Genomic DNA, 26,905 nt, shown 5'->3' with positions numbered 1-26,905 from the left:
ACCGCGTCCCCGTCCTACTTCGAACTCGCCTCCGCGTGCTCGTCGGCGGGACGTGCCTGGGTCTGCTCCTTCGCCCAGCGGTAGTCGGGCTTGCCTGCGGGCGAGCGCTTGATTTCGTCGACGAACCACAGGCTGCGTGGTTGCTTGTAGGACGCGATCTCCTGGGAGAGCATCGGACGCAGTTCCGCCAAGGTCGGCCGGTTCTCGGTGCGGCATTGCACCACGGCGACGACCCGTTGACCCCACCGCTCGTCGTCGACGCCGACCACTAGCGCGTCGAAGATCTCCGGGTGCGTCTTGAGCGCACCCTCGACCTCCTCCGGGTAGATCTTCTCGCCGCCGCTGTTGATGCTGACCGACCCGCGGCCGAGCATGGTGACGCTGCCGTCCTCCTCGACCCTGGCGAAGTCGCCGGGGATGGCGTAACGAATCCCGTTGAACTCCTTGAAAGTCGCCGCGGTCTTCACCTCGTCCTTGTAGTAGCCGAGCGGAATGTGCCCGCGCCTGGCCAGAATGCCGACAATGCCGGACCCGGGCTGCACGGGATTGCCGTCGTCGTCGAGCACATCGGTGGAGGCGTCGATCTTCACCCGTGGGCCTCCGGTGTGCGTCGCGCCCTTGGCCACGATGGACAGCCCACCGAAGCCGGTCTCCGAGGAGCCGATCGAGTCGGAGATCATCCGGTTCGGCAGCAGCTCCAGGAACTGGTCCTTGAGCGCGGGCGAGAAAAGCGCCGCGCTGCTGGCCATCACGTACAGGCTCGAAAGGTCGTACGGCTGGCCGGTTTCCGGGTTGCCCTCGATCAGCGCGTCCAGCATCGGGCGGGCCATCGCGTCACCGGTGATGAAGATGAGGTTGATCTTGTGCTTGTCGATGGCCTGCCACACCCCGTGCCCGGAGAACTCCGGCATCATCACGGCCTTGCCGCCGCCGAACAGACTGTGGAAGGTGGCCCACTGCGCGCCGCCGTGAATCATCGGCGGGATCGGGAACCGCACCATGGCCGGGTTGCCCGCGCCCACTTTCGCCAACTCCCATTCGTCCTGGACGTATTCGCCGGTGACGAAGTTGATCCCCGCGCCGAGCACGCGCCACACATCCTCCTGGCGCCACATCACTCCCTTGGGCATGCCGGTGGTGCCGCCGGTGTAGAGCATGTACAGGTCGTCCGGGGAACGATCACCGAAGTCGCGCTCGCCCGAGGACTGCGCGAGCACCGCTTCGTACTCCACCGAATCGGCTGCGGTGGGGATCGTTCCGGCCGTATCGTCGTCCACGACGACAACGGTGTGCAGCGTCGGGGTGTTCGGGCGGACCGCGGACACCTTGTCGCTGTAGCGGCGCTCGTGGATCAGCGCGACCATGTCCGAATTGTCGAAGATGTACTGCAACTCGTTCTCGACATATCGGTAGTTCACGTTGATCATCACGGCGCGCGCCTTGAAGATCGCGACCATCGCCTCGACGGCCTCGATCGTGTTGCGTGAGTAGATGCCCACCTTCTCGCCCGGAAGGACACCCCGTTCTTGCAGGTAGTGAGCGAGTTTATTGGCCCGCTCCTCCAGTTGGGCGAAGGTGACCTCGCGGCCGTCGTCGGCCAGCGCGACGCGGTCGGGCATCAGGTCGACGGCATGTTCGACAAGGTCCGCTATGTTGTAGCTCACAGTCTTAAAAATAGAACGTGTTACTGTTTCTGACAAGGCTCGAAGTCAGGAGAATCAGCAATGCCGCACTGCCTCGTCGAGAAGCGCGACCATGTCCTCATCGTGACCATGAACCGGCCTGAGGCGCGCAACGCGCTGTCGGCGGAGATGATGGCGATCATGCGTGACGCCTGGGACCAGGCGGACAACGATCCGGACATCCGGGTGGCGATCCTGACCGGCGCGGGGGGCGCGTTCTGCGCAGGCGCCGACCTCAAGGCGATGACCTCCCAGCACCCCGGTGATTCGTTCGCGGGCGGCGGCTGGGATCTGTCCAAGATCGAGGCGCTACTCAAGGGCCGCAGGCTGACCAAGCCGCTGATCGCGGCGGTCGAGGGTCCCGCCATCGCGGGCGGCACCGAGATCCTGCAGGGCACCGACATCCGCGTGGCCGGCGAAAGCGCGAAATTCGGGGTGTCCGAGGCACGGTGGGGTCTGTTCCCGCTAGGCGGCTCCGCGGTGCGACTGGTCCGCCAGATTCCCTACACCGTGGCCGCGGACATCCTGCTGACCGGCCGGCACGTCACCGCCGCGGAGGCCAAGGAAATCGGCCTGATCGGACACGTGGTGCCGGACGGAACAGCGCTGGACAAGGCACTGGAACTCGCCGGACAGATCGCCGCCAACGGGCCGCTGGCGGTGCAGGCCATCCTGCGCACCATCCGGGAAACCGAGGCCATGGCGGAGGAAGACGCCTTCAAGATCGACGCCGAACTCGGTACGGCGGTATTCCGTTCGGCCGACGCCAAAGAGGGCCCGAAGGCGTTCACGGAGAAGCGCAAGCCAACCTTCACAGGCAACTGAGAGAGAACGGCTCCCACTGACTTCTGGGACTGCCCGTTACCAACGCACCTGAGCTCACGTTTACGCCTCCAGATCCGTTGACAGCCGACAAGCGCGCTGCGTATTGTCGACAATCGACGACATCGTCGACAATCGACGAAAACGAGGTAATGGAGGATTCATGGCATTCGAAACCACACCGAAGTTCGTGACGTTCGACATGAACGGAACGCTGATCCGCTTCCGGATCAGTGACGCGATCCGTGAGGTCTTGGGCGACCGGCTGCCGGCCGAAATCGCGGACGACTTCCTGCAGGCCTGCAAGGCGTACCGGATCGACGAGTGCATGGGCGACTACAAGCCGTTCCAGCAGATCGTCGCCCAGTCCATGGAACGCGCCATGCGCGGGTTCGGCTTGCAGTTCCGTGCGGCCGACGCGCGGGCGGTGTACGACCATATCCCGACCTGGGGACCGTATCCGGGCGTCACCGAGGCACTGAGGCGCCTGGCCGAGGAAGTCCCGCTGGTGATCGTGACGAACAGCGATGACGCGCATGCGGCGCGCCTGGTGGAGAACCTCCAGGCTCCGTTCGAAGTCGTGATCACTGCTGAGCAGATGGGCGTTTATAAGCCACGGCTCCGTGCCTTTGAGTACATGTTCGACAAGCTGGGCGTGACACCCGAGGATATCGTGCACGTCTCCGCGAGCCCGATGTACGACCTGCGTTCGGCGGCCGTGATGGGTATCAAGAACAAGGTGTACGTGGACAGGGGCTTCGAGGCCGACGAGCACTGGCTCGGTTACGAACGGATCACCGACATCGCCGATCTGCCCGTCCTCTTCGGGCTCCCGCGTCCTACCGCCTGATCGAGAACTGAGGGTCAGATGATCGTGATCCACGCCAGGGCGGCGGCGTGAGTCTGCCACTACCGCACACGGTAAAGGGCGACTCGGCTTCAGACCGGCTCCGAACCCTCGGCCTGGAGCTTCCCGTCCTCGCGAGTAACGCGTACTACGTGGACCACCGGGCGGTGGGCTCCAGCATCCATATCTCAGGCCAACTGCCTTTCAAAGACGGTGAGCTGCTGGGTCAGGGCGTTGTCGGCCGGGACGTGGAGCTGGAGTCGGCGCAGGAGCTCGCGCGCCATGCCGCGCTCAACTGCCTGGCCGCCGCCGTGCAGGCGGTGGGAGATCTGGACCGGGTTCGGATCGTGCAGATGCTGGTCTTCGTGGCCAGTACGCCGGACTTCGGTCTGCAGTCGCGGGTCGCCAACGCGGCCAGTGAATTGCTCATCGAGGTGTGGGGCGAGAACGGACGGCACGCCCGCACCGCGATCGGAGTCGCCGGGCTACCGCTCAACACCCCTGTAGAGATCCAGATGGTCTGCACGGCCGCTTAGGCGGCACGCGGGCGGGGTTGTTCGAGACCCGCTGATGCGGGTCCCGAACATGCAGCAATCGAGAGAGTGCCTACGCATTCCTCGACCATTCACAGACAGATTCATGAGGAACAGCGTGAGCCAGCTCCAACGAGCACTCGACGCTCTAGTCGAGCAGGTCGACACCCCCGCACCGATTGTGCTGGTCGACGTGATGCAGAGCAACATCGACCGTATGCAGGGCTTTGCCGCCCAGCAGAACCTTGCCGTCAGGCCACATGTCAAAACGCATAAATGCGTCGAAATCGGTCGGCGCCAGGTCGAGGCCGGAGCGGTGGGAATCACCGCAGGCAACGTGGGTGAGGCCGAGGTCTTCGCCGCGGCCGGGTTCGACGACATATTCATCGCCTACCCGATCTGGCCCGCCGGCACCAAGGGGCCGCGGATCCGCCGACTCGCCGAGACCACCCGGCTGCGGCTCGGTGTCGACAACTTCGCCGCGATCGATGCGCTCGCCGACGCGATGGGAGACGAAGCCGAACGGCTGCAGGTCGTGATCGAGATCGACTGTGGCGCCCGTCGTTCCGGTGCGCCGCCCGAGGTCGCGGGAGACCTCGCGGTCACCGCCCGCAAGCGCGGCCTGATTCCGGTGGGCGTCTTCACGTATCCAGGTCACGGCAGCTCCAGCCGGGACGCTCGCGAGCGCGCCGCACGGGACCAGGACGTCGCGCTCACCACCGCAGTTCGCAGCCTCAGCGCGGTGGGTATCAGCGCAGAGGTGGTCAGCGCGGGCTCCACTCCCACCGTCGAATTCTCCACCAGCAGCGTGATCACCGAGATCCGTCCCGGCGAGTATGTGTTCAACGACTTGAACAACACCCGGCTCGACGCTTGCACCGAAGATCAGATCGCTCTGTTCGTCGCCGGCACGGTCGTCAGCGACTGGATCCAGGATCAGTGCATTCTCGATGTAGGCACCAAAGCCCTCGGCCGCGAAGGCAGCCTCGAGATCGGCTACGGTGCCATCCCCGGCACTACGGCCGTCCTGGCCAAGCTCAACGAGTACCACGGATTTCTCCCGCTGCCCGCCGGCGGTTTCCGCCCCGGCATCGGCACCGTGCTTCCGGTAGTGCCGAATCACGTCTGCCCGGTTGTCCTCAATTTCGAGGAATTGATTATCACCGACAGCACGGGCACGTGGTTGGAGCGGTGGCCGATCGATGCCCGCGGATTCCTCAACTAGTCCGTCCCGGAAGGAACCCGTGCTCGAGCAACACGGGGGAACCTGTGCTCGAGCAAGCAAACCGAGCAACACATCTCCCGATAGGAGTGTCCGACATGAGACTTGACAAGGCCACCGCCCTGGTAACCGGCGCCAGCAGCGGAATCGGGGAGGCAGTGAGTTCCCACTTCCGCCGCGAAGGCGCGCGACTGCTACTCACCGGCCGCAAGGAGCGCGTCGAGAGTACCCAGCCTGAAGACCTGTACGTCCCCGGAGATCTCAACGACGAGACGTTCGTCGAGGGCCTGGCCCACCAGGCCACCGAGTCGTTCGGCGCCGTCGACGTCGTCGTCCTCAACCACGGCCTGCAGGTCAGTGGCCCGCTCACGGACATGGCCTACGACGATGCGAAGGATGTGCTCCACAGCAACCTGCTCAGCGCCTTCTTGGTGATGAAGCACTTCGCACCGCTGATGCCCGCCGCAGGAGGTTCGTTTGTCTGCGTCAGTTCCCGGCTCGGCATGGTTGGCAAGTCCGATGAAGTCCTGTACTCCGCGGCTAAAGGAGGTCTCATCATGCTCGCCAAGGGCGCCGCGATCGAATGGGCCGCACGCAACATCCGCGTCAACGTCGTCGCTCCAGGGCTGACCTCGACCCCGGTCATCGAGGCATCGTTCCAGCGCAGGCCGGACCCTGAGGCCCATCGTCGACAGCGCGAAGCCCAGATACCGCTCCAACGCCTCGCCACCCCCGAAGAGATCGCCGACGCCGTACTTTTCCTGGCATCGTCGGAATCGTCCTACATCACCGGCGCGGTCCTCCCCGTCGACGGCGGGTACACCGCCTTCTGAAAACACCACCCCCTCTAGCGGAGGACTGCCGGTACTCTGCCGAGGCTCTCTGGGCGGTGGCCCCGTCCTTCTCTTAGTCCAACGGTTCCCACGCAAAGAAAGCCAGGAAAATGAAAGCCCCCGCGGCGACACCCCGAAACGGAGAACTCGGCTTCTGGATGGCCGGACTCGCGGACAAGAGGCCCTCGTACCCTCGTTTCACTGACCAGGATTCCGTGGACCTGGCAATCATAGGTGGTGGCTACACAGGCCTTTGGGCCGCGTACTTCGCCAAGAAAATAGAGCCTTCGCTCTCGGTCGCGGTATTCGAGGCAGAACAGATCGGCTACGGCGCGTCCGGACGGAACGGCGGCTGGCTGTCGGCGCTCATTCCAGGAAATCGAACCACTTTTGCTCGAATATTCGGGGGCGGGGTGGAAGCGAGCCGGGCACTGCAGCGGGAGTTTACCGCCGGTGTCGACTCGGTCCTGGATATCCTTCGAGCCGAAGGCATCAACGCGGATCAGCACAAAGGTGGCACCCTTACCGCTGCCCACACCCGGGCAGGGCTAGGCAGGCTTGTCGCCCGGCGTGCGGCCGATTTGAAATATGGGTTGACCGCGGACGAGGTGCAACTGCTCGCTCGGGACGAGTTTCAAAGCAGAATCAACATAGCCACCGTCCATGGAGGACTCTATTACAAGAATTGCGCGCGGCTCCACCCCGCGAAACTTGTCTATGGTCTCGCTGACACGCTCACAGACATGGGTGTCAGCATCTACGAAGGCAGCCGGGTCGGCAGTATCGATGGCACGACCCTCAGCCTGGTCGGCGGGTGGGTGGCCGCGGCTAAAACGTTCGTCTGCACCGAAGGGTATTCGGGACAGCTGCTCGGCAGCAGGACACTGTTACCGATCAACTCCTCGATGATCGTGACCCAACCGCTATCGGAGGACGCATGGCGGCGGATCGGTTGGAACGGGCTGCAGTGTCTCAGCGACTCAGCACACACTTTCATCTACGCCCAGCGAACATCGGACGGCCGTATCGCGATCGGCGGACGGGGTATGCCGTACCGCTACGCGTCCGGCACCGGCGACACCGGTGCCACTGCCCGGTCCACTATCGACCTGATCTCTCACAAGCTCGGCTCCTTCTTCCCCGGTATCGATTTCGAAGTGGACCACGCCTGGTCGGGAGTTCTCGGGGTGACCCGTGACTGGAACGGCGGGGTCCACTGGGATCCAGCGTCCGGGATCGGATCCTCTGCCGGCTATGCAGGACATGGGGTGACGGCAGCCTACGTCGGCGGGCGCACTCTCGCGGAGCTGGCTTTCGAACAAGAGACAGAACGGACGACACTTCCCTGGGTCGGCTACCGCGCACGGAAGTGGGAACCGGAGCCCATCCGCTGGCTAAGTGTTCACACCATGTACCGGCTTTTTGGTCTTGCTGACCAATGGGAAGAGCGCAGGGATTCCACCAAGACCTCGCTCCTGGCCAGATTCGGCAGCAGACTCGCTGGACTTCACGAATAGTGCGACGAACCAGGCTTCCGGATGGCTGCACGATGCGCTCGAGGTGGACCCACGGACCGGCTTGGGGCTCGAACCCAGCAGCCCCGGATACAAGATTTCCCGTTTTCAGCCGGCTCTATGAGGAGGTCAGTTCCGGGCTGACGTCTAGGCCCCCAACTGAATGCGGACGGCGAGGAGGACAACCCCAAACGCTGCACTCACGAAGAAGATTCGGGCGAGGAGTTGTGGGGCAACAAGCATTCGTCCGGTGCCCGACAGCGGCGCACGACACGGGCCGGCTCACGAGGCGTTGGGGCACCCGAGCCACGTCGGGGGGCTCTGTATATTCGACAATCGACAAAGAGAGGCGGCCCGATGGACCGCAAGTTCAAGTGGCACGAGCAACGGACGACGACGCCGGACGGCGTCTACCGCGTGCTGCGTACCGCCATCCTTGACGGAACTGTGCCGCAAGGCGGACAGCTGCGCGAGACGCACATCGCTGAAGATCTCGGGATCAGTCGGTCCCCGCTACGCGAGGCGCTGACCAGGCTCGAGGAGGAAGGGCTGGTCGTGAAGATCCCCTTCCGGGGGTCGTTCGTTGTGGAGGTGAGTGCTCGCGACGTCGCCGAGATCGCATCGATCCGCGTACTTGTCGAGCCGTACGCTGCTGAGCTCTCGGCCGAGACGCTGCGTGGTCCTGAGCGGCCTCGGCTGATGCAAACCATCGAGGACCTCCACCGCGCCACGGACACGCACGATGTCCCGGCCAGCATTGATGCTCATCTTCGCTTCCACAGTCTCTTCTACGACTTTTCGGGCAACACCGTTCTGCACAATCTTTGGAATGGTTGGGAGACCAAGCTGCGTCTTTATCTCGCAGTCGACCATCGTACTTACAGCGACCTGCATGACATTGCCGTTGAGCACGAGAGATTGGCTGCGCTTGTTGTGGAGGGTGACATCGATGGCTTCCGCCAGGAGCTGATCAGTCAAATGCAAAGTGCGCTCCGCGCCCAACTGTAAAAAGATTGGTGCGCTGCTTCTCGAGCCCGGACAGCGGGCCCGAGGCAGAGGTATTACCCTTGCCGTCGTTCAGGAAGTCGGTCCACGACCCGGGCAGTATCGAGGCGCTGCCCGGAGGCCGCAGGCTGACCGAGCCGCTGATCGCGGCGGTCGAGGGTCCCGCGATCGCGGGCGGCACCGAGACCTGCAGGGCACCGACATCCGAGTGGCCGGCGAAAGCGCGAAACGGCAGCGGACGCTTAACCACGAAGGGACCCGGGAGCGCCGCCAGTCGGAAACCGAGAGCACAACGCCCCCGCTGCGCGCACGCATCGGGGGCCCGACACCAGGCTCAGTCGGCGCCCGGGTAGTCCATCCAGAACGGCTCCCACTGGTGGCCGTCCGGATCGATGAAGGTGCGGCCATGCATGCCGACCTGCGCCTCCTGCGCCCGCTTGTCCTCGTTCACCTCTTCGGTCCCGCCCGCGGCCAGCGCGGCAGCGGTAAGGCTGTCGACCTCCTCGGCGCTACCGAGCGCGAGCGCGTACGCGGCATTGATCGCCGCCTTCGTATCGGCCACCGGCCGCTTGCTGAAGGTGGTGAAGAAGTCCTTGGTGAGTAGCATCAGGCAGATGTTGTCGTCGACCACGATGCAGGCGGCGTTGTCGTCGGTGAACTCCTGGTTGACCTTCCAGCCCAGCGCTTCATAGAAGGCCTTCGACCGGTTCAGGTCGGCTACGGGGAGATTGACGAAGATCATCTTGCTGCTCATTGGCCTCTTCCTCTCGAGCGAGTTCGTTCGTATCAGTGGCTATGACGGGGGCCGGACGGCGAATTCATCGCCGAGGTGTACGTGACGCACCACACAGCGCAGAAAAGGTTTAATGATCTTGATCTTCGCAGGTAGGCGCGTCGAAGACCTGTTCTGTGTCGGTGGCCTGTGGCATGGTGACAGCCATGAACGACTCGTCCGGCTCCCCCGCCGGCCTCGCTCCCGATGTGCTCGCCGCGTTCGAGACCCATCGCAGAGAGTTGTGCGCCTACGCCTACCGGATGCTCGGCTCCTCCTTCGAGGCGGAGGACGCGGTCCAGGAGACCTTCACCCGGGCGTGGAAGTCCTATCACTCGTTCGAGGGCCGCGCCAGCCTCCGGTCCTGGCTGTACAAGATCGCCACGAACGTCTGTCTCGACATGATCGACGGCCCGCAACGCAGAGCGCGGCCGATGGATCTGTCCGGCCCGTCCCGGCCCGATTCGCCGCTGCCCGCACCGCAGCCCGACTATGTCTGGGTCGAGCCGATCCCGAACGCGCTGGCCTTCGGCGCCGACCCGGCCGAGCACGCCAGCGCCAAAGACACGCTGCGCCTCGCGTTCGTCGCCGCCTGCCAGCACCTGCCCGCCACCCAGCGCGCGATCCTGATCATGCGTGAGGTGCTGCGATTCTCGGCCAACGAGACCGCCGAGGCGCTCACCATGTCGCCCGCATCCGTGAACAGTGCGCTACAACGGGCGCGCGCCACCATGTCCAAAGTTCAGCCGACGGCCACCGACAGCTACGACGAGACCGACGAAGACCAGCGCAGGCTCGTGGACAACTTCGTCAAGGCGTTCGAGGCCTACGACATGGACACGCTCACTACACTGCTGAAAGCCGATGTCGCGCTGTCCATGCCGCCGATCGAGCTGTGGATCTCCGGCCCGGAGAACGTGGCCGCCTTCATGCTCGGCACCGGAAGCGCCTGCCGCGATTCGCGAATGGTCCGGCTCGAGGGCGCCAACGGCCTACCCGCCTTCGGTCACTACAAGCTGGGCGACGAGCCTGGTGTGTGGGTGCCGTGGTCGATCACAGTGCTGGAACTCGACGGCGACACCATTTCCGGCCTGAACTTCTTCTTGGACACCGAAAAACTCTTCCCGCTCTTCGGCCTGGCACCGGAACTCCGCGAGCCCTGACCGTCTCGATTGACGGCGTGACCAGATTCTTGTCTGCCGTTCCCAGGTTCACCGACCGCTCGACAGCCCGCAAGATCACCACCACCGAATGTCCGGGAGGCCGAGAACCATGAAACGTTACGCCGAGACCGATCAGCCGATCCCCCTCTAGAGGAAGATCCGGGCGCGCGTCTACTTCCGCACCAGCCTGTGGTGGGATCGCCTGCGCTGACCGGCATACATCCATCGGCGGGCAACCCAACAGGGCGGTAGCTCAACGCCACCGTGAAGTTCGCGATACCGCCGGCCCAACCGAATGAAAAAGGCGGAGCACCCAGTTGGGGCACCCCACCTCGCTGTTACTGATGGTTGACTAGATCGCTGACCGGCAGGTCAGCCGTACGCACTGATCAGCGGTAACGAAATCAGTTGTCTATGTTGCCGGTATATAGCGGTCGCGGAGCTTGCGCTTGTAGAGCTTTCCGTTGGGGTCGCGCGGCAGTTCGGGTAGGTAGTCGATCGACTTGGGGATCTTGTACTTCGCCAATTGTGTTGCGGCGAAGACTAACAGTTCGGTGGTGAGCTCGGCGCTGCCCTCGGTCCCGTCCGCAGGCTGCACGACCGCCTTCACCTCCTGACCCCAATCCGGATGCGGGATACCGAAAACCGCCACATCGGCGACCTTCGGATGGGTGATGAGCACGTTCTCGATCTCGGCCGGGTAGATGTTCACCCCGCCGGAGAGGATCAGATCCGAGCGCCGATCGTGCAGGTAGAGGTAGCCGTCCTCGTCGAGATGTCCGATGTCGCCGACGGTGAAGAGGTCGCCGACACGTGAGTCCTCGGTTTTGGCCGTGTCGTGGTGGTATTCGAAACTCGAAGCGCCCATGCGCATGTAGACCAGGCCGGGCTCGCCGACCGGGACCTCGGAGCCGTCTTCTTCGCTGAGCACCTTGATCACCGACCACGGCCACGCCTTGCCGACCGAACCCGGCTTGCGGAGCCAGTCGGTGCCATTGATCACCGTGCCGCCGCCCTCGGTGGCCGCGTAGTACTCGGTGACCGTCGGGCCCCACCACTCCAGCATCTGCCGCTTGGTCTCCTGCGGGCACGGCGCGGCGCCGTGCACCATGCTGCGCAGCGAGGACACGTCGTACTTGGCGCGCACCTCCTCCGGCAGTGCGAGCAGCCGGTGAAACTGCGTGGGCACCATGTGGCTGTGCGTCACCCGATACTTGTCGATCAGCCGCAGCATGTCCTCCGCGTCCCAGCGATCCATCAGAACGAGCTTGTGTCCCAGCTGGATCGAGATGGTGGCGAAGTTCAGCACCGCGGTGTGGTACAGCGGCGAGCCGCAGATATGCACATTCTCGTCGTAGGGCGCGAGGCCGAAGAGGCCGAAGAACGCGGTGCTCTGCGGCGGGACGACGTCGGGGTCGGCCCCGGTGAGCGGGCGCCGAACGCCCTTGGGCCGCCCCGTCGTTCCGGATGTGTAGAGCATCGGCGCGCCGGTGCTGCGGTTCGATGGACGTCCGGTATCCGCGGCGCCGAGCCAGGCCACCGACTTGAAGCCCTCGATCTCACCCACCGAAAAGCGCGCCGACGCGGGCAGTCCCGCCTCGTCGGCGGCGTCCTTTGCGGCGGCGGCGAACCGATCGCTGACGATGAACGCCTTCGCCTCGCTGTCGGACAGGATGTAGGCCACCTCCGGCCCGGTGAGATGCCAGTTCACCGCGACGATGTACAAACCGGCCTGATAGGCGGCGAAGTAAGCGGCGATCGCCTCGACGCTGTTGTGCACCATGCTCACCAACACGTCGCCGGTTTCCAGGCCGAGCCCCCGCAGACCGGTGGCGTATCGGTTGGCGAGCGTCGCCAATTCGCGATACGTCACGTCCCGGCCCGAGGGATCGACCATCGCGATCCGATCGGGTTCGGCTTCGGCGATGTTCCACAGACCGAGAATTCTCACTGACTCCTGCGTCGTCACCCCATTGAATTTAGAACGTGTTCTACTATTCGACAAGGGGTGCGAGCCGATGCAATTGCGGGATGTCCGGAACCGACACCAGCATCATGGTGACGCCCGCCGCCTCCCACACACCGAGTTGCTTGCGGACATACTCCTCGTCGCCGATGATCGCGGTGTCCAGAATCAGCTCGTCCGGCACCATGGCCGCGGCCTCGGCTTTCCGGCCCGCCTGGAACAACCGCCCGATCTCGTCGACCTCGCGCTCATACCCCATGCGCCGATAGACCTGGGCATGAAAGTTCAGCTCGGGCGCCCCCATGCCCCCGATGTAGAGCGCCATGACCCACCGCATCCGCGCCAACTCGCTCGCCGGGTCATCGGTGATCACCACCTGGCAGCTCGCGGCAATTTCGAAGCTCTCCCTGTTGCGGCGCGCCCCCGCCCGCGCGAACCCCTCGTCGAGCCAGTCGTTGTACATCCCGGCCAGCCTGGGCGCGTAGTAGATAGCCAGCCAGCCGTCGGCGATCTCCGCGGTGAGCGCCACGTTCTTGGGGCCCTCCGCACCGAGCCAGATCGGCAAATCCGCACGTAGCGGATGCACGATCGGCTTGAGCGGCTTGCCGAGCCCGATCGACCCCGGTCCGGTGTAGGGCAGCGGATAGTGCGGGCCCTCGCTGGTGACCGGCGCCTCCCGAGCCAGCACCTGCCGGACGATCCCGACGTATTCCCTGGTGCGCTGCAACGGCTTGGCGAACGGCTGGCCGTACCAGCCTTCGACCACCTGCGGCCCGGAGACGCCGAGGCCGAGAATCGCTCGACCATCGCTGAGGTGGTCGAGCGTGAGCGCATGCATGGCGGTGGCCGTGGGCGTGCGCGCCGACATCTGCACCACCGAGGTGCCGAGGCGAACCCGCCGCGTCGACGAGCCCCACCATGTCAGTGGACCGAAGGCGTCCGACCCCCACGATTCGGCGGCGAACACAGCGTCGAATCCGGCTTCCTCGGCCGCCATCACCAACGCGCCCGCATTTACGGGCGGCTGGGCCATCCAGTACCCGAGTTGCAATCCGAACTTCACGGCGGACCCCTTTCCGATCAACTCTATTCGATCGACGGTGTGCGCGGACCCTCTGCGGTGGCGCAAGCCGCCGCCTCCGGGCCCGTCGTTCACACCGCCGCTTGCCACCAGAATAAGAACCTGTTCTACTCGATATCGTGACTCAGTGGAATACTGCATCCACGGCAATCGCCGGTGGGAGTGGCACGGGATCGAACACCGCGGCGCGAGCGACGGACGCGGAGGCGGAGCGTAACCACGAAGGCACCCGGGAGCGTCGCCAGTCGGATTCAGTGCCCGACGTACTCAGCGCGCCCCTGCGGGTGCGTTTCGATTACACCCGCTCCGTCGGATCCACCATCGGGACCTTTTTGACCGAACTACGCGACCGCAAGATCGTCGGCGCGCGCGGCTCGGACGGCCGCGTGATCGTGCCACCGCCGGAATACGACCCGATTACCGCCGAACCACTGACCGAATTCGTTCACGTCGCCGACACCGGCACCGTCGAATCGTGGACCTGGGTGCGCGAGCCGCTGCCTGGGCAGCCGTTCGACCGCCCGTTCGCCTGGGCGTTGATCCGGCTCGACGGCGCCGACACCACCCTGCTGCACGCGGTGGACGTCGCCGCGCCCGAAGAGATCCACAAAGGGTTGCGCGTAACCGCCCGGTGGGCGGCGGAGACCGAGGGCAGCATCCGCGACATCGCCTGCTTCGAGCCGGGCGAGAAGACCAGCGCCTCGACCGGATCCGGCAGCACTAGCGACCCGGTCACGGTGATCACGACGCCGGTCGACCTGTCGTACAAACACACTGCCTCCCCGCAGGAAACCGTCTACCTGCGCGGCTTGGCCGAGGGCAAGCTGATCGGCGGCCGCACCGACGACGCGGGCAAGGTGTACTTCCCGCCGCGCGGCGCGAACCCGACCGACGGCAGGCCGACCAACGACTTCATCGAGCTGCCCGATCGCGGCACGGTCACCACCTTCTGCATCGTGAACGTCCCGTTCCTCGGCCAGCGGATCAAGCCGCCGTACGTCGCGGCGTACGTGCTGCTGGACGGCGCGGACATCCCCTTTCTGCACCTGGTGCTCGGGTGCGAAGCGAGCGAAGTGCGCATGGGCATGCGGGTGGAGGCGGTCTGGAAGCCACGCGAGGAGTGGGGCTACGGCCTGGAGAACGTGGACCACTTCCGCCCCACCGGCGAGCCGGACGCCGACTACGAGACCTACAAGCACCACCTCTGAGAGAGGCGCACGTTGACTGACAACGCCACCGATATCGCGGTCGTGGGTTTCGCCCACGCACCGCATGTGTCGGAGACCTTCGGCACCACCAACGGTGTCGAGATGCTGGTGCCCTGCTTCCAGCAGCTCTACGACCGGCTCGGCATCACCAAGTCCGATATCGACTTCTGGTGCTCGGGCTCTTCCGACTACCTTGCCGGACGCGCTTTTTCGTTCATTTCGGCGGTCGACGCCATCGGCGCGGTACCACCGATCAACGAGTCGCACGTGGAGATGGACGCCGCGTGGGCGCTGTACGAGGCGTGGGTGAAACTTCGCTCCGGACAAGCGAACACCGCACTGGTCTACGGCTTCGGCAAGTCCTCGGCGGGCACGTTGCACCAGATCCTCACCATGCAGCTGGACCCGTACCTGGTCGCGCCGCTATGGCCGGACGCGCTGTCCATCGCCGGGTTGCAGGCCCGCGCGGGACTCGACGCGGGTCGCTGGACCGAGCGTGACATGGCCGCCGTGGCCGCGGGGGAATCCGGCGACGTGGCGAGCCTGCTCGACGCGCCCTATGTCGCCGACCCGCTGCGCGCACACGATGTCGCGCCGATCACCGACGGTGCGGCCGCTATCGTGCTCGCGGTGGGCGACCGCGCCCGAGAACTCTGCGAGCGTCCCGCCTGGATCACCGGCATGGCACACCGGGTGGACACCCCGGTGCTCGGCGCGCGCGACCTCACCGTCTCCCCCTCGACTTCGGCTGCGGTCCAGGCGGTTACCGGCGGCGATACCGGCGGCTTCGATATCGCGGAGCTGCACGCGCCGTTCAGCCACCAGCAACTGATCCTCACCGAGGCGATCGGCCTGACGAAGGGCGCCGCGGTGAATCCGTCCGGTGGCGCCCTCGCGGCCAACCCCATGTTCGCCGCGGGCCTGGAGCGCATCGGCTTCGCGGCCGAAGCGATCATCGCGGGCTCGGCGAATCGCGCCCTCGCTCATGCCACCAGCGGCCCAGCGCTGCAGCAGAACCTTGTGACAGTCTTGGAATCGGAGACCGAATGAATACGGCACCGCGCAGCGATTCAGTGAGGGGTGGCGGCCGGGCGACGCGTGGATGTTGCCCGGCCGCGGTGCTCGGCACCGGACAAACACATCACGTGACGAAACGGACCGATGTGTCGATGGCGGGTATGTGCCGGGAGGCCATCGATCGCGCGCTCGCCGACGCCGGTCTCACCATCGCCGACATCGACGCTGTCGTCGTCGGCAAGGCACCCGACCTGTTCGAGGGCGTCATGATGCCCGAGCTGTACCTCGCGGATGCCTTGGGCGCCACCGGAAAACCGCTGCTGCGCGTGCACACCGCCGGATCGGTCGGCGGCTCCACCGGCGTCGTCGCGACAAACCTGGTGCAAGCCGGCGTGCACAAACGGGTGCTCGCGATCGCGTGGGAGAAGCAGTCCGAGTCGAATGCCATGTGGGCGTTGTCGATTCCGGTGCCTTTCACCATGCCGGTCGGCGCGGGCGCGGGCGGCTACTTCGCTCCACACGTGCGCTCCTATATCCGGCGCTCCAACGCGCCCAGCCACATCGGCGCGATGGTCGCGGTGAAGGATCGACGCAACGGTGCCAAGAACCCGCTCGCCCATCTGAAGCAGCCCGACATCACGCTGGACTCTGTGCTTGCCTCGCAGATGCTATGGGACCCCATTCGATTCGACGAGACCTGTCCCTCCTCGGACGGCGCGTGCGCGATCGTGATCGGCGACGAAGACGCGGCCGCCGCCGTCGAAGCCACCGGCAAGAAGGTTGCCTGGGTACACGGCACCGCGATGCGCACCGAGCCGACCACCTTCGCCGGACGCGATCAGGTCGATCCCCAGGCCGGCCGGGACGCGGCCGCGGCGTTGTGGGCGGCGGCCGGAATCACCGATCCACTCAGCGAGATCGACGTCGCGGAAATCTACGTGCCGTTCTCTTGGTTCGAGCCGATGTGGCTGGAGAACCTCGGCTTCGTGCCGCAAGGCGATGGTTGGAAACTCACCGACAAGGGCGAGACCGAGATCGGGGGCATCCTGCCGGTCAACCCGTCCGGCGGCGTGCTCTCCTCCAACCCGATCGGCGCGTCCGGGCTCATCCGATTCGCCGAGGCCGCCAAGCAGGTCATGGGGCGGGCCGGGGATTACCAGGTCGAAGGCGCCCGCAAGGCGCTGGGCCACGCGTACGGCGGTGGGTCGCAGTACTTCTCGATGTGGGTAGTCGGATCGGAGCGACGGTGACTACGCTGAAGTTCAGTCTCGGGATCGCGCTGAGTCCGCTGGACCAGCTGCCCGACTTGGCGAAAACCGCCGAGGAATGCGGGTTTTCGTCGATCGTGCTGCCGGACTCGCTGTTCTACATGAAGTCGGCGTCGGCGAAGTACCCGTATACCGCCGACGGCAACAGGTTCTGGGGGCCGGACACGCCGTGGGTCGACCCGCTCATCGGTGCGACCGCGATGGCGGCCGTGACCAGTCGCATCCGCTTCTACACAAACGTGCTGAAGCTGGGTTCACGCAACCCGCTGCTGTTGGCCCGCCAGGTCGGCTCAGTGGCCTACCTGTCGGGCAATCGGTTCGGTTTCGGGGTCGGGATCGGCTGGGCGCCAGAGGAATTCGAGTGGTGCGGCGTCCCGTACGCGCGACGTGGTGCGCGAGTGGACGAGATGATCGACGTCATCAAGCTGGTACTGGCGGGCGGGATGGTCGAATACCACGGCGAGTTCTTCGACTTCGACCCGCTGCAGATCAGCCCGGCGCCGACCCAGCCGGTGCCGTTCTACATCGGCGGGCACACCGAGGCGGCGCTTCGGCGCGCCGCACGAGTGGGCGATGGCTGGACCTCGGCCATGATGACCTACGACGAGCTGCGCCGCACCATCGGCAAGCTGGACGCATTGCGTGCCGAGTTCGGCAGGGCCGACGCGCCATTCGAGATCCAAGCGGTGTGCATCGACCGCTTCGGGCGATCCGGGTACCAAGACCTCGCCGACGCGGGCGTCACCGACGCGATCGTGGTGCCCTGGCTGGCCGACGGCATCGGCTTCGACGGCGAACTCGCCGCCAAACAGGACTCGCTACGAAAATTCGCGGAACAGAACGTGGCGAAACGCATCGTGCCCGCACGGTGAGGAACACAGTGCGGCAGACCCGTTGGTGAAAGGAGCGCGTATGACCACCACCGAGCATCCGGCCAGAGTCGCCGGCCTGGCGTCCCAGGCTGCGGTGCGAGCCCGGGACAAACAAGCGTGGGTCGCGCTGTTCGCCGAGGACGGCATCGTGGAAGACCCCATCGGCCCTTCGGGTTTCGATCCGGAGGGCAAAGGCCATCGAGGCACGGAAGCAATCGCCGCGTTCTGGGACAAGGCGATCGCCAAGACCGATCTGATCGAATTCTTGTTCGGCGACTCGTTCGCTTGCGGCGAGGAGGTTGCCTTCACCGGCACCATCCGCAGCACGATCGGCGGTCATCGGATCGACGCCGATGGCGTGTTCACCTACCGAGTGGATGACGACGGCAAGATCGCCGCCCTGCGCGCGTTCTGGGAGGTCGACCGAGCCATGAAGACTGCCCGACCGGCGGACTGACCGCTCCCCGGCCACGAGATGCGAGTAGGGCCGCACACCGATTGTCGGTGTGCGGCCCTACTCATGTCAGTGCGCGACCGGGCAGGTCTTGTAATCGACCGGGAACTCCTTGATCCCGTTGAGCCAGCCCGAGCGGAGGCGCCGCGCGTCACCGAGCTTGCTGATGTCAGGCAGGTGATCGGCGATCGCGTTGAAGATCAGGTCGATCTCCAGCCGGGCCAGGTTCGCCCCGATGCAGAAGTGCGCGCCGGTGCCGCCGAAGGACAGGTGCGGGTTGTCCTTGCGCATGATGTCGAACTTCTCCGGGTGCTCGAAGACGTCCTCGTCGAAGTTGGCCGATCGGTACAGCATGACCACACGCTGACCCTTTTTGATCTGCACGCCACCGAGCTCGGTATCCTCCAGCGCGGTCCGCTGGAAGGAGGTGACCGGGGTAGCCCAGCGGATGATCTCGTCGGCGGCCGTCGCGGGCCGTTCCTTCTTGAACAGCTCCCACTGGTCCGGGTTGTCCAGGAACGCCATCATGCCGTGCGAGATGGCGTTGCGGGTCGTCTCGTTGCCCGCGACCGCGAGCATCATCACGAAGAACCCGAACTCCTCCTCACTGAGTTTGTCGCCGTCGATGTCCGCCTCGACCAGCGTGGTCACGATGTCGTCGGCCGGGCACTGCTTGCGGGAGGCCGCCATCTGGTACGCGTATCCCAGGATCTCGACGGAGGCCGCGACCGGGTCCGCGTCGTTGTCCGGGTCGTCGTAGCCGGTCATGTCGTTCGACCAGCCGAAGACCTTCATCCGGTCTTCCTGGGGGACGCCGATCAGTTCGGCGATCGCCTGCAGCGGCAGTTCGCACGCGACCTGTGTGACGAAATCCCCGGAGCCCGACTCGGCCGCCGCCTTCACGATCGACTCGGCGCGCGCCGACAGCTCCGCCCGCAGTCCATTGATCGCACGCGGCGTGAACCCGCGCGAGATGACCTTGCGCAGCTTGGTGTGCTCGGGCGCGTCCATATTCAGCAGGATGATCCGCTGCATCTCGATCTGCTCGCGGGTGATGTCGTCGTTGAACCGCGGAATAGCGGTGTTCTCGTAACTGGAGAACACGTCGCTGCGCCGAGACACCTCCTTGACGTCGGCGTGCTTGCTGACCACCCAGAAGCCCTCGTCGTGGAAGCCGCTGACCTCGGGCGACTTCGGATTCCACCAGATCGGGGCGGTCTTGCGCAGCTCGGCGTACTCCTCGACCGGAACACGCTCGGCGTAGATGGCCGGATCCGTAACGTCGAACCCCTCCGGCAGAACCGGCCGGGCATTCCGAGTGTCTACCACCAGATGGCTCCTTCGACAAACTGTAACACGTTCTATAATCATTGAAGCACAGGTGCGAGAACGAGGAAAGAAACCGAACAGATCCACCCGTGACAAGTGCTATGAACGCGTTTCAGTTTTCTGTCCCATAAGGAAAGGTTGGACATGGGCACACCCGTGATCGTCGAGGCCGCTCGGACCCCCATCGGCAAGCGCGGCGGCTGGCTGTCGGGCCTGCACGCGGCCGAACTGCTCGGCCTGGCCCAGCGCGGACTACTCGAGCGTGCCCACCTGGACCCGGCACAGGTCGAGCAGGTTATCGGCGGCTGCGTCACCCAGGCGGGCGAACAGTCCAACAATGTCACCCGGGTCGCGTGGCTGCACGCCGGGCTACCCTGGCAGGTCGGCGCCACCACCGTCGACGCGCAGTGCGGCTCCGCCCAGCAGGCCAATCATCTGATCGCCGGGCTCATCGCGTCCGACGCGATCGAGATCGGCATCGCTTGCGGCGTGGAGGCGATGAGCCGAGTTCCCCTGGGCGCCAACGTGGGTGAACATGCGGGCCCGCGCAGGCCCGCCTCGTGGACCATCGATCTACCCAACCAGTTCGAGGCAGCAGAGCGGATTGCCAAGCGGCGTGGCATCACTCGCGCCGATGTGGACGAGTTCGGTGCGCGCTCCCAGCGTCTGGCGAGCCAGGCCTGGGCCGAAGGCCGTTTCGACCGGGAGGTACTCGCTGTCACCGCTCCCGCGGTGGACAAGGATGGCAACCTCACCAGCGAAAAGCTCGACGTGACAAGGGATCAAGGCTTGCGCGAGACCACCGTCGATGGCCTAGCCAAGCTGAAGCCGGTCCTGGAGGGCGGTGTGCACACCGCGGGCTCCTCCTCGCAGATCTCCGATGGGGCGGCGGCGGTGCTACTGATGGACGAAAAGGCCGCGCAGCGTGCCGGATTGCGGCCACGGGCACGAATCGTCACCCAGGCGCTGGTCGGTGCGGAGCCCGAATTCCACCTCGACGGCCCGGTGCAGGCGTGCACTCGACTGCTGGAGCGATCCGGCATGAAGATCGGCGATATCGACCTTTTCGAGATCAACGAGGCATTCGCGTCGGTCGCGCTGTCCTGGGCCTCGGTGCACCAACCCGCCATGGACCGGGTCAATGTCAACGGTGGAGCGATCGCACTCGGCCACCCCGTCGGCTCCACCGGATCACGCCTCATCACAACGGCTTTGCACGAACTGGAGCGCACCGATCGCAGCACGGCGATGGTTCTCATGTGTGCCGGTGGCGCACTCGCGACCGGCACGATCATCGAGAGGTTGTAAGAAGTTCAACCATCGCGCACCATACGTTGAACGTTCATCCCCAGGGGCTGGAAACGTGTCGTACGCCACACAAACTCACATACCGCCAACTAGATGAGACGTCAGCTATCTTATCGCTACCAGGAGGGCTGCGAGCAAGACCGCAGCGACGGGCCAGAACCGGTCCGCACCTTGGGTTCTCGAGAGCCCTTGGCGCGACCCGCAAACGCAACCGTTTCAGTGTCTTCGCCCCGTCGGCACCTAGAAGCTTCAAGGAAATCCCGAATCAGGCGTAGGTTTTCAGTTACTGAGCCGCTAATATCAATGATACGTATCCGAGATAACGAGTGTTAGTACAGCGAAGGGAATTGGGCGGCTCACAATGGCTGATTTCGCGGCGCGGCTGAACAAGCTGTTCGAAACCGTGCATCCCCCGGGGCGTAAGCCGCACACCAACGCGGAGGTTGCGGCTGCGCTGACGGCCTCCGGGCATCCGATCTCGAAACCGTACCTGTCGCAGTTGCGGTCGGGACAGCGGACGAACCCGTCCGATGAGACGGTGGCCGCCCTGGCGAAGTTCTTCAAGGTCAAGCCGGACTACTTCTTCAACGACATCTATGCCGCCAAGATCGACCACGATCTGGAATTGCTGTCCCAGCTGCAGGGCTACGGACTGCGACGGCTGTCGAGTAGAGCGTTCGACTTGTCCGAAGAATCTCAGAACCTACTCACATCTATGGCGGAGAAGTTGCGGGCTAGCGAGGGCTTGCCCGAAATTCCTCCGGATGGCACCGAATAGGTTCTCCTGCACGGCAGCACAGTGCGACCCACTGGGTCGCACTGTGCTGTGTTATGCACCCTCTTAAGACGGGTGCTGCACATTACGGGCGCGCGGTCTTGCCCGAGAAAATAGGGGCATGGCCGCGGGCCACTATGTCATGCGGTACGGATCGCGCGCCGCATAACGACTTTCAGGGCGGCACGGAGTACAGCCTTCGCGCCGAACCGGATTCACTGCCACACCGGTCGGTTCGAATATAAGACCGGTTGATCAGTATTGCACCGAGCTGACGGCTTTCCCACCGGATTGATCAATTCCAAGCGTGTCCGGACCACGCCGATTCGGAGGCCCTGGCGATGGCATGGAACCCACCGCGCGTACTAATCCCCCCGATGGAGCAATCCACCGTGTGTCGACCGCGACATCGCCCGCGGTTGCGCGCCACCGCGTCACCTGGTCCGCGCTCCGCCACCGAGGCAGGCGGGGACGCCACCTCCGCGGGCACGAGCCGCTTCGATCCCGGCGTGCGTGGTCGACGCGCGCTGGAAGCTGACGGCGCCGGACCCGGCTCCCGCTAGGCCGAGCGCGATAAGGACGCCGATCACCGACCGCACCCCGGGGGCGGGTAGGCAGTCGTCGGGACTGGTCGGGCGCACATTGTGATTCGGCTCGCCGGACGGCGTAGGCACGGCAGCGGGCGGTGGTACAAACATCGACGCGGGCGCCTGTACCCGCGAAAGCACCAGCACGGGTGGGAGAATCTGCGAAATCCGCGATGCCACCATGTCTGGCGCCGACGAAATGATCGGCGGATGAAGCGCGAGCAGAAGCGGTGCCGAGGTCTTCGAGGGCGAAATCAGCAGCAGCAGTATCGGACTGGCTGAACCGGCGGCGACCGAACCGACCGCGGGGCAACAAGTTTCGGCGGAATCGGTTGCGGCCGAACTGGTTTCGACCGAACTGACACCTGCCGAGCCGACGCCTACAGAGCCGACTGCGGCCGAACCGGCGCCGACAGCGGCGGACCCGGTCCCCCACGGCGGCAGAACCGACGGCCGAGGCGCCGGCACCGAGCACCACACCGAGACCAGCCGATACAGAACCCAGTGCTATCCCCGAACCAGCAGTACCCATAGCCGAACCGGCTGCCGATCTCCCTGTCGCGGAACCCGCGTCGCCTGAATCGGAACGGATCACCGGATTCGTCGGAACTGCGCTGCGCTCGGACTGTCGGCTCGGCACCGTCAGCGGATACCCGGCATCACCGGCGTGGTAGGGCAGCGAACTGGGCTCCGCGAGAGAGGACGGGTAGGAATCCCCAGGTGGCGCCGCGGCGTGGATCGGGCCGCCGAGTAGCGCAAAGCCGGTGACAGCCCCAGCTATCGCTGCCACACGGAGCGTGCGACCTACGGCCATGCGCCAGCCTTCCCCTCATCAGTGAAGCGCAGATATGTGCCCGGTCGCGACTCTCACACGGGACTGTTCAACGGATGGGTGCCCATGATAGACCCTCATCCCCGCATCGCATCCCAGAAGGTGGCAACCGGTCAGGCCCCGTAGACCGGTTCCGGCGGAGTCGCCTTGGCGATCAGGTCGGCCACCACGGGTCCGAGTTCGGCCGGATTCCAGCGGGCGCCACGGTCCACAGCGACCCCGTGCCGCCAGCCGTCCGCCAATGCCACCTTGCCACCTTCGACCTCGAACATCCGGCCGGTCACCGCCGCGGAACGCGAGCTGCCCAGCCACACGACCAGCGGGGAGACGTTCTCCGGCGCCATGGCGTCGAAGCCGTCCTCGGGCTTGGCCATCGTCTCCGCGAACACAGTCTCGGTCATCCTGGTGCGGGCGGCCGGGGCTATGGCGTTCACCGTGACGCCGTAGCGGGAGAACTCGGCGGCGGCGGTGAGCGTCAGACCTGCGATCCCCGCCTTGGCCGCGCCGTAATTGCCCTGGCCGACGCTCCCCTGCAGTCCGGCGCCGGAGCTGGTGTTGATGATGCGGCCGTCGACCGGACGCCCGGCCTTGGACTCCGCCCGCCAGTACTCGATCGCGTGCCGCATGGTGACGAAGTGGCCTTTGAGGTGCACGCGGATCACCGCGTCCCACTCGTCTTCGCCCAGGTTGACCAGCATCCGGTCGCGAACGAAGCCCGCGTTGTTGACCAGCACATCCAAGCCGCCGAAGGTGTCGACGGCCTGGTGGACGAGGCTGCGCGCGCCTTCCCAGTCCGCCACGTCGTCGCCGTTGGCCACGGCTTCGCCGCCGAGCGCCTCTATCTCCGCGACGACCTGTTGGGCGGGCGTCTCCCCGGTGGCGGCGCCGTCCAGCGTCGACCCGAGGTCGTTGACCACGACGCGGGCGCCCGCGGCGGCGAAGGCGAGAGCGTGCGCGCGGCCGATGCCCCGGCCCGCGCCGGTGACGATAACGGTGCGTCCGGCGCAGATCTGCTCGGTGTCCATACTGTGTCCTTTTCCGGCATGAGCGGGGCCCTCCGTGGTCACGCTCCACTGCCTCCTCCGGTCCTGACCGCTCACACCTGGTGTCCTTTTCCGGCATGAGCGGGGCCCTCCGTGGTCACGCTCCACTGCCTCCTCCGGTCCTGACCGCTCACGCCTGTGTCCTCGTCGTGTGTCCGGTGTGTTCAGGATTGCTGCTACCGGCGGCCGCGGTGGAGGCAGCGAGGAAAGCGGGCCGCTCGCCACCTCCGTGCACCAGCAGGGTCGCGCCGCTGACGTAGGCGGCCAGCGGGGAGGCGAGGAAGGCAGCACAGCGGCCGATGTCGTCGGGGCGGGCCATGCGGCCCAGCGGGATGGTGCGACCCACCGCGTCGACGCCGTCCTGGTCGCCGTAGTGCAACTGGCTCAGTTCGGTATCGACCGGCCCGACGACCAGCGAGTTGACTCGAACCTTCGGCGCCCACTCGACGGCGAGTGAGGCGGTCAGGCTGTCCATTCCCGCCTTGGCCGCGCCATAGGCTGCGGTGCCGGGCGACGGGCGGTGCCCACTGACGCTGGAGACGTTCAGGATCGAACCGCCCTCGGGCTGCTGTTGCATCACCGTGTTGGCGGCCTGCGCCACCAGCAGCGGGGCGAGCAAGTTCAGTTCGACGATCTTGGCGTGGAAGTTCGCGCTCGCGTCAGCGGCGAGCGCGAAAGGGGCACCGCCCGCGTTGTTGACAACGTGGTCCAGACGGCCGTGGCGTCCAGTGATCGCGTCGATCAACGCTCGGATCGCGTCGATGTCCCTAACATCGCACGGCAGGTATTCGATCACCCGCCCGTCGAGTTCGACGGGAACTTCCGCGGGCCGTCGCGCACAGGCCACAACGGTCGCGCCCGCGGCGAGGAACGCCTTGCTCACCCCCGCGCCCACGCCGCGCACGCCGCCGGTCACCAGAACGACGCGGCCGAGCAGATCGATTTCGAGTGCCACCGTGCTAACCTACCAAGCAACTGCTTGCTTTGCCAATGCGCTGGGTATACCTGATGGGACTTGCGATGGGGATCAACCGTCACTCCGAATCAACCGGCATCACCGTGATCACGGTCGACTACCCGCCGGTCAACGCCATCCCCACCGACGGCTGGTTCGCTATCGCCGACGAGGTGCGTGCGGCGGGTCGTGACCAGGACACGAGAGTCGTCGTGTTGCGCGCCGAGAACCGCGGCTTCAACGCGGGCGTGGACATCAAGGAGATCCAGAGCAAGCCCGGCCATCAAGCGCTGATCGACGCGAACCACGGCTGCTTCGAGGCATTCGGCGCGATCTACGACTGCCAGGTGCCGGTGATCGCCGTGGTGCACGGCTTCTGCCTGGGCGGTGGCATCGGGCTGGTGGGTAATGCGGACATCGTGATCGCCTCCGACGACGCCACATTCGGCCTGCCCGAAGTGGACCGCGGCGCACTCGGCGCGGCGACCCACCTGGCCCGACTGGTGCCACAGCATCTGATGCGCGCCCTGTTCTACACCGCGACCACTATCACCGCCCAGCAGTTACAGCACCACGGCTCGGTCTACCAGGTGGTGCCGCGCGCCGAACTCGACGCGGCCGCAATGGAAGTGGCGAAGAACATCGCGGCCAAGGACGGCCGGGTGATTCGGGCGGCTAAGCGGGCACTCAACGGAATCGACGTGCAGGACGTGCACCGCAGCTACCGGTACGAGCAGGGATTCACCTTCGAACTCAACCTCGCCGGCGTCGCCGACGAGATCCGTGCCCGGTTCGACGACGACCTGGCGGCACGCAAGGCCGGGCAGTAGGACTACGGCGCGAATGACGGGCCCGAGAGTGCCCACCAATCAGAGAGGGAGCGAAAGGCCATGCGAGACAAGCGGATGTCGCTCGACGCGGTCGTAGGCGAGCTGCGCAGCGGGATGACAATCGGCATCGGTGGCTGGGGGTCGCGGCGAAAGCCGATGGCACTGGTGCGGGCCATCCTGCGTTCGGACATCACGGACCTGACGGTAGTCGGCTATGGCGGGCCGGATTTCGGGCTACTGTGCGCGGCGGGCAAGGTGCGCAAGGCGTACTACGGCTTCGTTTCACTGGATTCGCCGCCTTTCTACGACCCGTGGTTCGGCAAGGCCCGTACCTCGGGCTCGCTGGTCGCGCGCGAGATGGACGAGGGCATGCTCAAGTGCGGGTTGGAGGCGGCGGCGGCGCGGCTGCCGTTCCTGCCGATCCGCGCCGGACTCGGCTCGGATGTCCCGAACTTCTGGCAGGGCGAGCTGAAGACGGTCGAATCGCCCTACCCCGGCCAGGACGGCACGCCGGAAACGCTGATCGCTATGCCCGCGCTGAATCTCGATGCGGCGCTGGTGCATCTGAACCTGGGCGACCCGCACGGCAACGCGGCCTACACCGGCGTCGACCCATATTTCGACGACCTGTTCTGCCTTGCGGCGCAGCGGCGCTACGTCTCGGTGGAACGCGTGGTCGAGACGGAGGAACTGGTGAAAACCGTTCCGCTGCAATCGCTGTTGCTGAATCGCATGATGGTCGACGGCGTCGTGGAGGCGCCCGGCGGCGCCCACTTCACCCTCGCAGGGGACAGCTACCGCCGCGACGAAAAGTTCCAGAAGCACTACGTCGAGTCCGCCGAGTCCCCGGAGGCATGGCAGGCATTCGTCGACAAATACCTGGCGGTCTCCGAGGAGCAGTACCAGGCCGCCGTACGTGAGTTCGCGGAAGGTGGCGCGTGATGAGAGAAGCGGACCCGAGTGTCCCGCATGACACAGGAGGCACGA

At 65.5% G+C, this 26,905-nt stretch carries 25 protein-coding genes and 1 pseudogene; 18 read left to right on the top strand and 8 right to left on the bottom strand.

Going from position 1 to position 26,905, the window contains the following annotated elements; translation table 11 throughout:
• Nucleotides 1-14: 14 nt before the first annotated feature.
• Entirely contained in the window at nucleotides 15-1,664 is a 1,650-nt protein-coding gene (locus tag AB0H00_RS08405) for an acyl-CoA synthetase (RefSeq protein WP_357263455.1), read from the bottom strand.
• A 60-nt stretch (nucleotides 1,665-1,724) separates the two neighbouring features.
• Here AB0H00_RS08405 and AB0H00_RS08400 point away from each other — a divergent pair, with 60 nt between their 5' ends.
• The 8 genes and pseudogenes from AB0H00_RS08400 to AB0H00_RS08365 all read left to right on the top strand — a co-directional run.
• Nucleotides 1,725-2,507 carry a crotonase/enoyl-CoA hydratase family protein gene (locus AB0H00_RS08400; RefSeq protein ID WP_357262878.1) on the top strand — a complete coding sequence of 261 codons (783 nt, stop codon included), beginning with the start codon at nucleotides 1,725-1,727 and terminating at the stop codon, nucleotides 2,505-2,507.
• A gap of 160 nt (nucleotides 2,508-2,667) precedes the next feature.
• The gene (locus AB0H00_RS08395) at nucleotides 2,668-3,354 is read left to right on the top strand and encodes a haloacid dehalogenase type II (protein WP_357262875.1); all 687 of its coding nucleotides are present in this window, start codon (nucleotides 2,668-2,670) and stop codon (nucleotides 3,352-3,354) included.
• A gap of 47 nt (nucleotides 3,355-3,401) precedes the next feature.
• A complete protein-coding gene (locus AB0H00_RS08390; RefSeq protein WP_357262872.1) occupies nucleotides 3,402-3,887 on the top strand; it encodes a RidA family protein in 486 nt (161 codons plus the stop codon).
• 103 nt (nucleotides 3,888-3,990) lie between these two features.
• Entirely contained in the window at nucleotides 3,991-5,109 is a 1,119-nt protein-coding gene (locus AB0H00_RS08385) for an alanine racemase (protein ID WP_357262869.1), read from the top strand.
• 95 nt (nucleotides 5,110-5,204) lie between these two features.
• Entirely contained in the window at nucleotides 5,205-5,939 is a 735-nt protein-coding gene (locus AB0H00_RS08380; protein WP_357262866.1) for an SDR family NAD(P)-dependent oxidoreductase, read from the top strand.
• A 215-nt stretch (nucleotides 5,940-6,154) separates the two neighbouring features.
• Complete coding sequence (locus AB0H00_RS08375) at nucleotides 6,155-7,456, top strand: FAD-dependent oxidoreductase (protein ID WP_357262864.1); 1,302 nt, start codon at nucleotides 6,155-6,157, stop codon at nucleotides 7,454-7,456.
• Between the two features lie 354 nt (nucleotides 7,457-7,810).
• On the top strand, nucleotides 7,811-8,461 hold the full coding sequence (locus AB0H00_RS08370; protein WP_357262861.1) for a GntR family transcriptional regulator: 651 nt from the start codon (nucleotides 7,811-7,813) through the stop codon (nucleotides 8,459-8,461).
• Between the two features lie 65 nt (nucleotides 8,462-8,526).
• Nucleotides 8,527-8,687: pseudogene (locus AB0H00_RS08365) on the top strand (crotonase/enoyl-CoA hydratase family protein); the annotation flags it as partial.
• A gap of 105 nt (nucleotides 8,688-8,792) precedes the next feature.
• Here the strand turns inward: AB0H00_RS08365 and AB0H00_RS08360 are convergent.
• On the bottom strand, nucleotides 8,793-9,212 hold the full coding sequence (locus AB0H00_RS08360; RefSeq protein ID WP_357262858.1) for a VOC family protein: 420 nt from the start codon (nucleotides 9,210-9,212) through the stop codon (nucleotides 8,793-8,795).
• Between the two features lie 185 nt (nucleotides 9,213-9,397).
• Here AB0H00_RS08360 and AB0H00_RS08355 point away from each other — a divergent pair, with 185 nt between their 5' ends.
• Nucleotides 9,398-10,393 carry a sigma-70 family RNA polymerase sigma factor gene (locus AB0H00_RS08355; protein ID WP_357262855.1) on the top strand — a complete coding sequence of 332 codons (996 nt, stop codon included), beginning with the start codon at nucleotides 9,398-9,400 and terminating at the stop codon, nucleotides 10,391-10,393.
• A gap of 412 nt (nucleotides 10,394-10,805) precedes the next feature.
• Here the strand turns inward: AB0H00_RS08355 and AB0H00_RS08350 are convergent, their stop codons facing one another.
• Nucleotides 10,806-12,344: an acyl-CoA synthetase gene (locus tag AB0H00_RS08350; RefSeq protein WP_357262852.1), complete on the bottom strand. Its 1,539-nt coding sequence runs from the start codon at nucleotides 12,342-12,344 to the stop codon at nucleotides 10,806-10,808.
• 43 nt (nucleotides 12,345-12,387) lie between these two features.
• Entirely contained in the window at nucleotides 12,388-13,422 is a 1,035-nt protein-coding gene (locus AB0H00_RS08345) for an LLM class F420-dependent oxidoreductase (RefSeq protein WP_357262849.1), read from the bottom strand.
• 272 nt (nucleotides 13,423-13,694) lie between these two features.
• On the opposite strand from AB0H00_RS08345, the gene AB0H00_RS08340 reads away from it, so the two are divergent.
• The 5 genes from AB0H00_RS08340 to AB0H00_RS08320 all read left to right on the top strand — a co-directional run bounded on the left by AB0H00_RS08340 (nucleotide 13,695) and on the right by AB0H00_RS08320 (nucleotide 18,262).
• Complete coding sequence (locus AB0H00_RS08340; RefSeq protein WP_357262846.1) at nucleotides 13,695-14,648, top strand: OB-fold domain-containing protein; 954 nt, start codon at nucleotides 13,695-13,697, stop codon at nucleotides 14,646-14,648.
• A 12-nt stretch (nucleotides 14,649-14,660) separates the two neighbouring features.
• On the top strand, nucleotides 14,661-15,698 hold the full coding sequence (locus AB0H00_RS08335) for a thiolase domain-containing protein (protein WP_357262843.1): 1,038 nt from the start codon (nucleotides 14,661-14,663) through the stop codon (nucleotides 15,696-15,698).
• Nucleotides 15,699-15,817: 119 nt separating this feature from the next.
• A complete protein-coding gene (locus tag AB0H00_RS08330; RefSeq protein WP_357263452.1) occupies nucleotides 15,818-16,915 on the top strand; it encodes a thiolase domain-containing protein in 1,098 nt (365 codons plus the stop codon).
• Between the two features lie 5 nt (nucleotides 16,916-16,920).
• Nucleotides 16,921-17,805, top strand: coding sequence for a TIGR03619 family F420-dependent LLM class oxidoreductase (locus AB0H00_RS08325; RefSeq protein ID WP_357263449.1), 885 nt, complete (start codon nucleotides 16,921-16,923; stop codon nucleotides 17,803-17,805).
• A 40-nt stretch (nucleotides 17,806-17,845) separates the two neighbouring features.
• Complete coding sequence (locus tag AB0H00_RS08320; RefSeq protein WP_357262840.1) at nucleotides 17,846-18,262, top strand: nuclear transport factor 2 family protein; 417 nt, start codon at nucleotides 17,846-17,848, stop codon at nucleotides 18,260-18,262.
• Nucleotides 18,263-18,328: 66 nt separating this feature from the next.
• On the opposite strand, the gene AB0H00_RS08315 is transcribed toward AB0H00_RS08320, so the two are convergent.
• Nucleotides 18,329-19,630 carry a cytochrome P450 gene (locus tag AB0H00_RS08315; RefSeq protein ID WP_357262837.1) on the bottom strand — a complete coding sequence of 434 codons (1,302 nt, stop codon included), beginning with the start codon at nucleotides 19,628-19,630 and terminating at the stop codon, nucleotides 18,329-18,331.
• 102 nt (nucleotides 19,631-19,732) lie between these two features.
• Here AB0H00_RS08315 and AB0H00_RS08310 point away from each other — a divergent pair, with 102 nt between their 5' ends.
• Nucleotides 19,733-20,896, top strand: a complete 1,164-nt coding sequence (locus tag AB0H00_RS08310) for a steroid 3-ketoacyl-CoA thiolase (RefSeq protein ID WP_357262834.1) — start codon at nucleotides 19,733-19,735, stop codon at nucleotides 20,894-20,896.
• A 361-nt stretch (nucleotides 20,897-21,257) separates the two neighbouring features.
• Complete coding sequence (locus tag AB0H00_RS08305; protein WP_011207048.1) at nucleotides 21,258-21,674, top strand: helix-turn-helix domain-containing protein; 417 nt, start codon at nucleotides 21,258-21,260, stop codon at nucleotides 21,672-21,674.
• A gap of 431 nt (nucleotides 21,675-22,105) precedes the next feature.
• On the opposite strand, the gene AB0H00_RS08300 is transcribed toward AB0H00_RS08305, so the two are convergent.
• The 3 genes from AB0H00_RS08300 to AB0H00_RS08290 form a co-directional block, all read right to left on the bottom strand.
• Nucleotides 22,106-22,369, bottom strand: coding sequence for a hypothetical protein (locus AB0H00_RS08300; protein WP_357262831.1), 264 nt, complete (start codon nucleotides 22,367-22,369; stop codon nucleotides 22,106-22,108).
• Nucleotides 22,370-23,203: 834 nt separating this feature from the next.
• On the bottom strand, nucleotides 23,204-24,115 hold the full coding sequence (locus AB0H00_RS08295) for an SDR family oxidoreductase (RefSeq protein WP_357263446.1): 912 nt from the start codon (nucleotides 24,113-24,115) through the stop codon (nucleotides 23,204-23,206).
• 148 nt (nucleotides 24,116-24,263) lie between these two features.
• Nucleotides 24,264-25,088: an SDR family oxidoreductase gene (locus AB0H00_RS08290; protein WP_357262828.1), complete on the bottom strand. Its 825-nt coding sequence runs from the start codon at nucleotides 25,086-25,088 to the stop codon at nucleotides 24,264-24,266.
• Nucleotides 25,089-25,153: 65 nt separating this feature from the next.
• On the opposite strand from AB0H00_RS08290, the gene AB0H00_RS08285 reads away from it, so the two are divergent.
• Entirely contained in the window at nucleotides 25,154-25,918 is a 765-nt protein-coding gene (locus tag AB0H00_RS08285; protein ID WP_357262825.1) for an enoyl-CoA hydratase family protein, read from the top strand.
• 60 nt (nucleotides 25,919-25,978) lie between these two features.
• Complete coding sequence (locus tag AB0H00_RS08280; protein WP_357262822.1) at nucleotides 25,979-26,860, top strand: CoA-transferase; 882 nt, start codon at nucleotides 25,979-25,981, stop codon at nucleotides 26,858-26,860.
• The last annotated feature ends 45 nt before the right edge of the window (nucleotides 26,861-26,905 follow it).

Origin of the sequence: Nocardia sp. NPDC023852, from assembly GCF_040639505.1 — a bacterium.
In the GTDB taxonomy this organism is placed as follows: domain Bacteria; phylum Actinomycetota; class Actinomycetes; order Mycobacteriales; family Mycobacteriaceae; genus Nocardia.
Note: the sequence above shows the minus strand (reverse complement) of the source record. Positions and strands in the feature narration are given on the sequence as shown.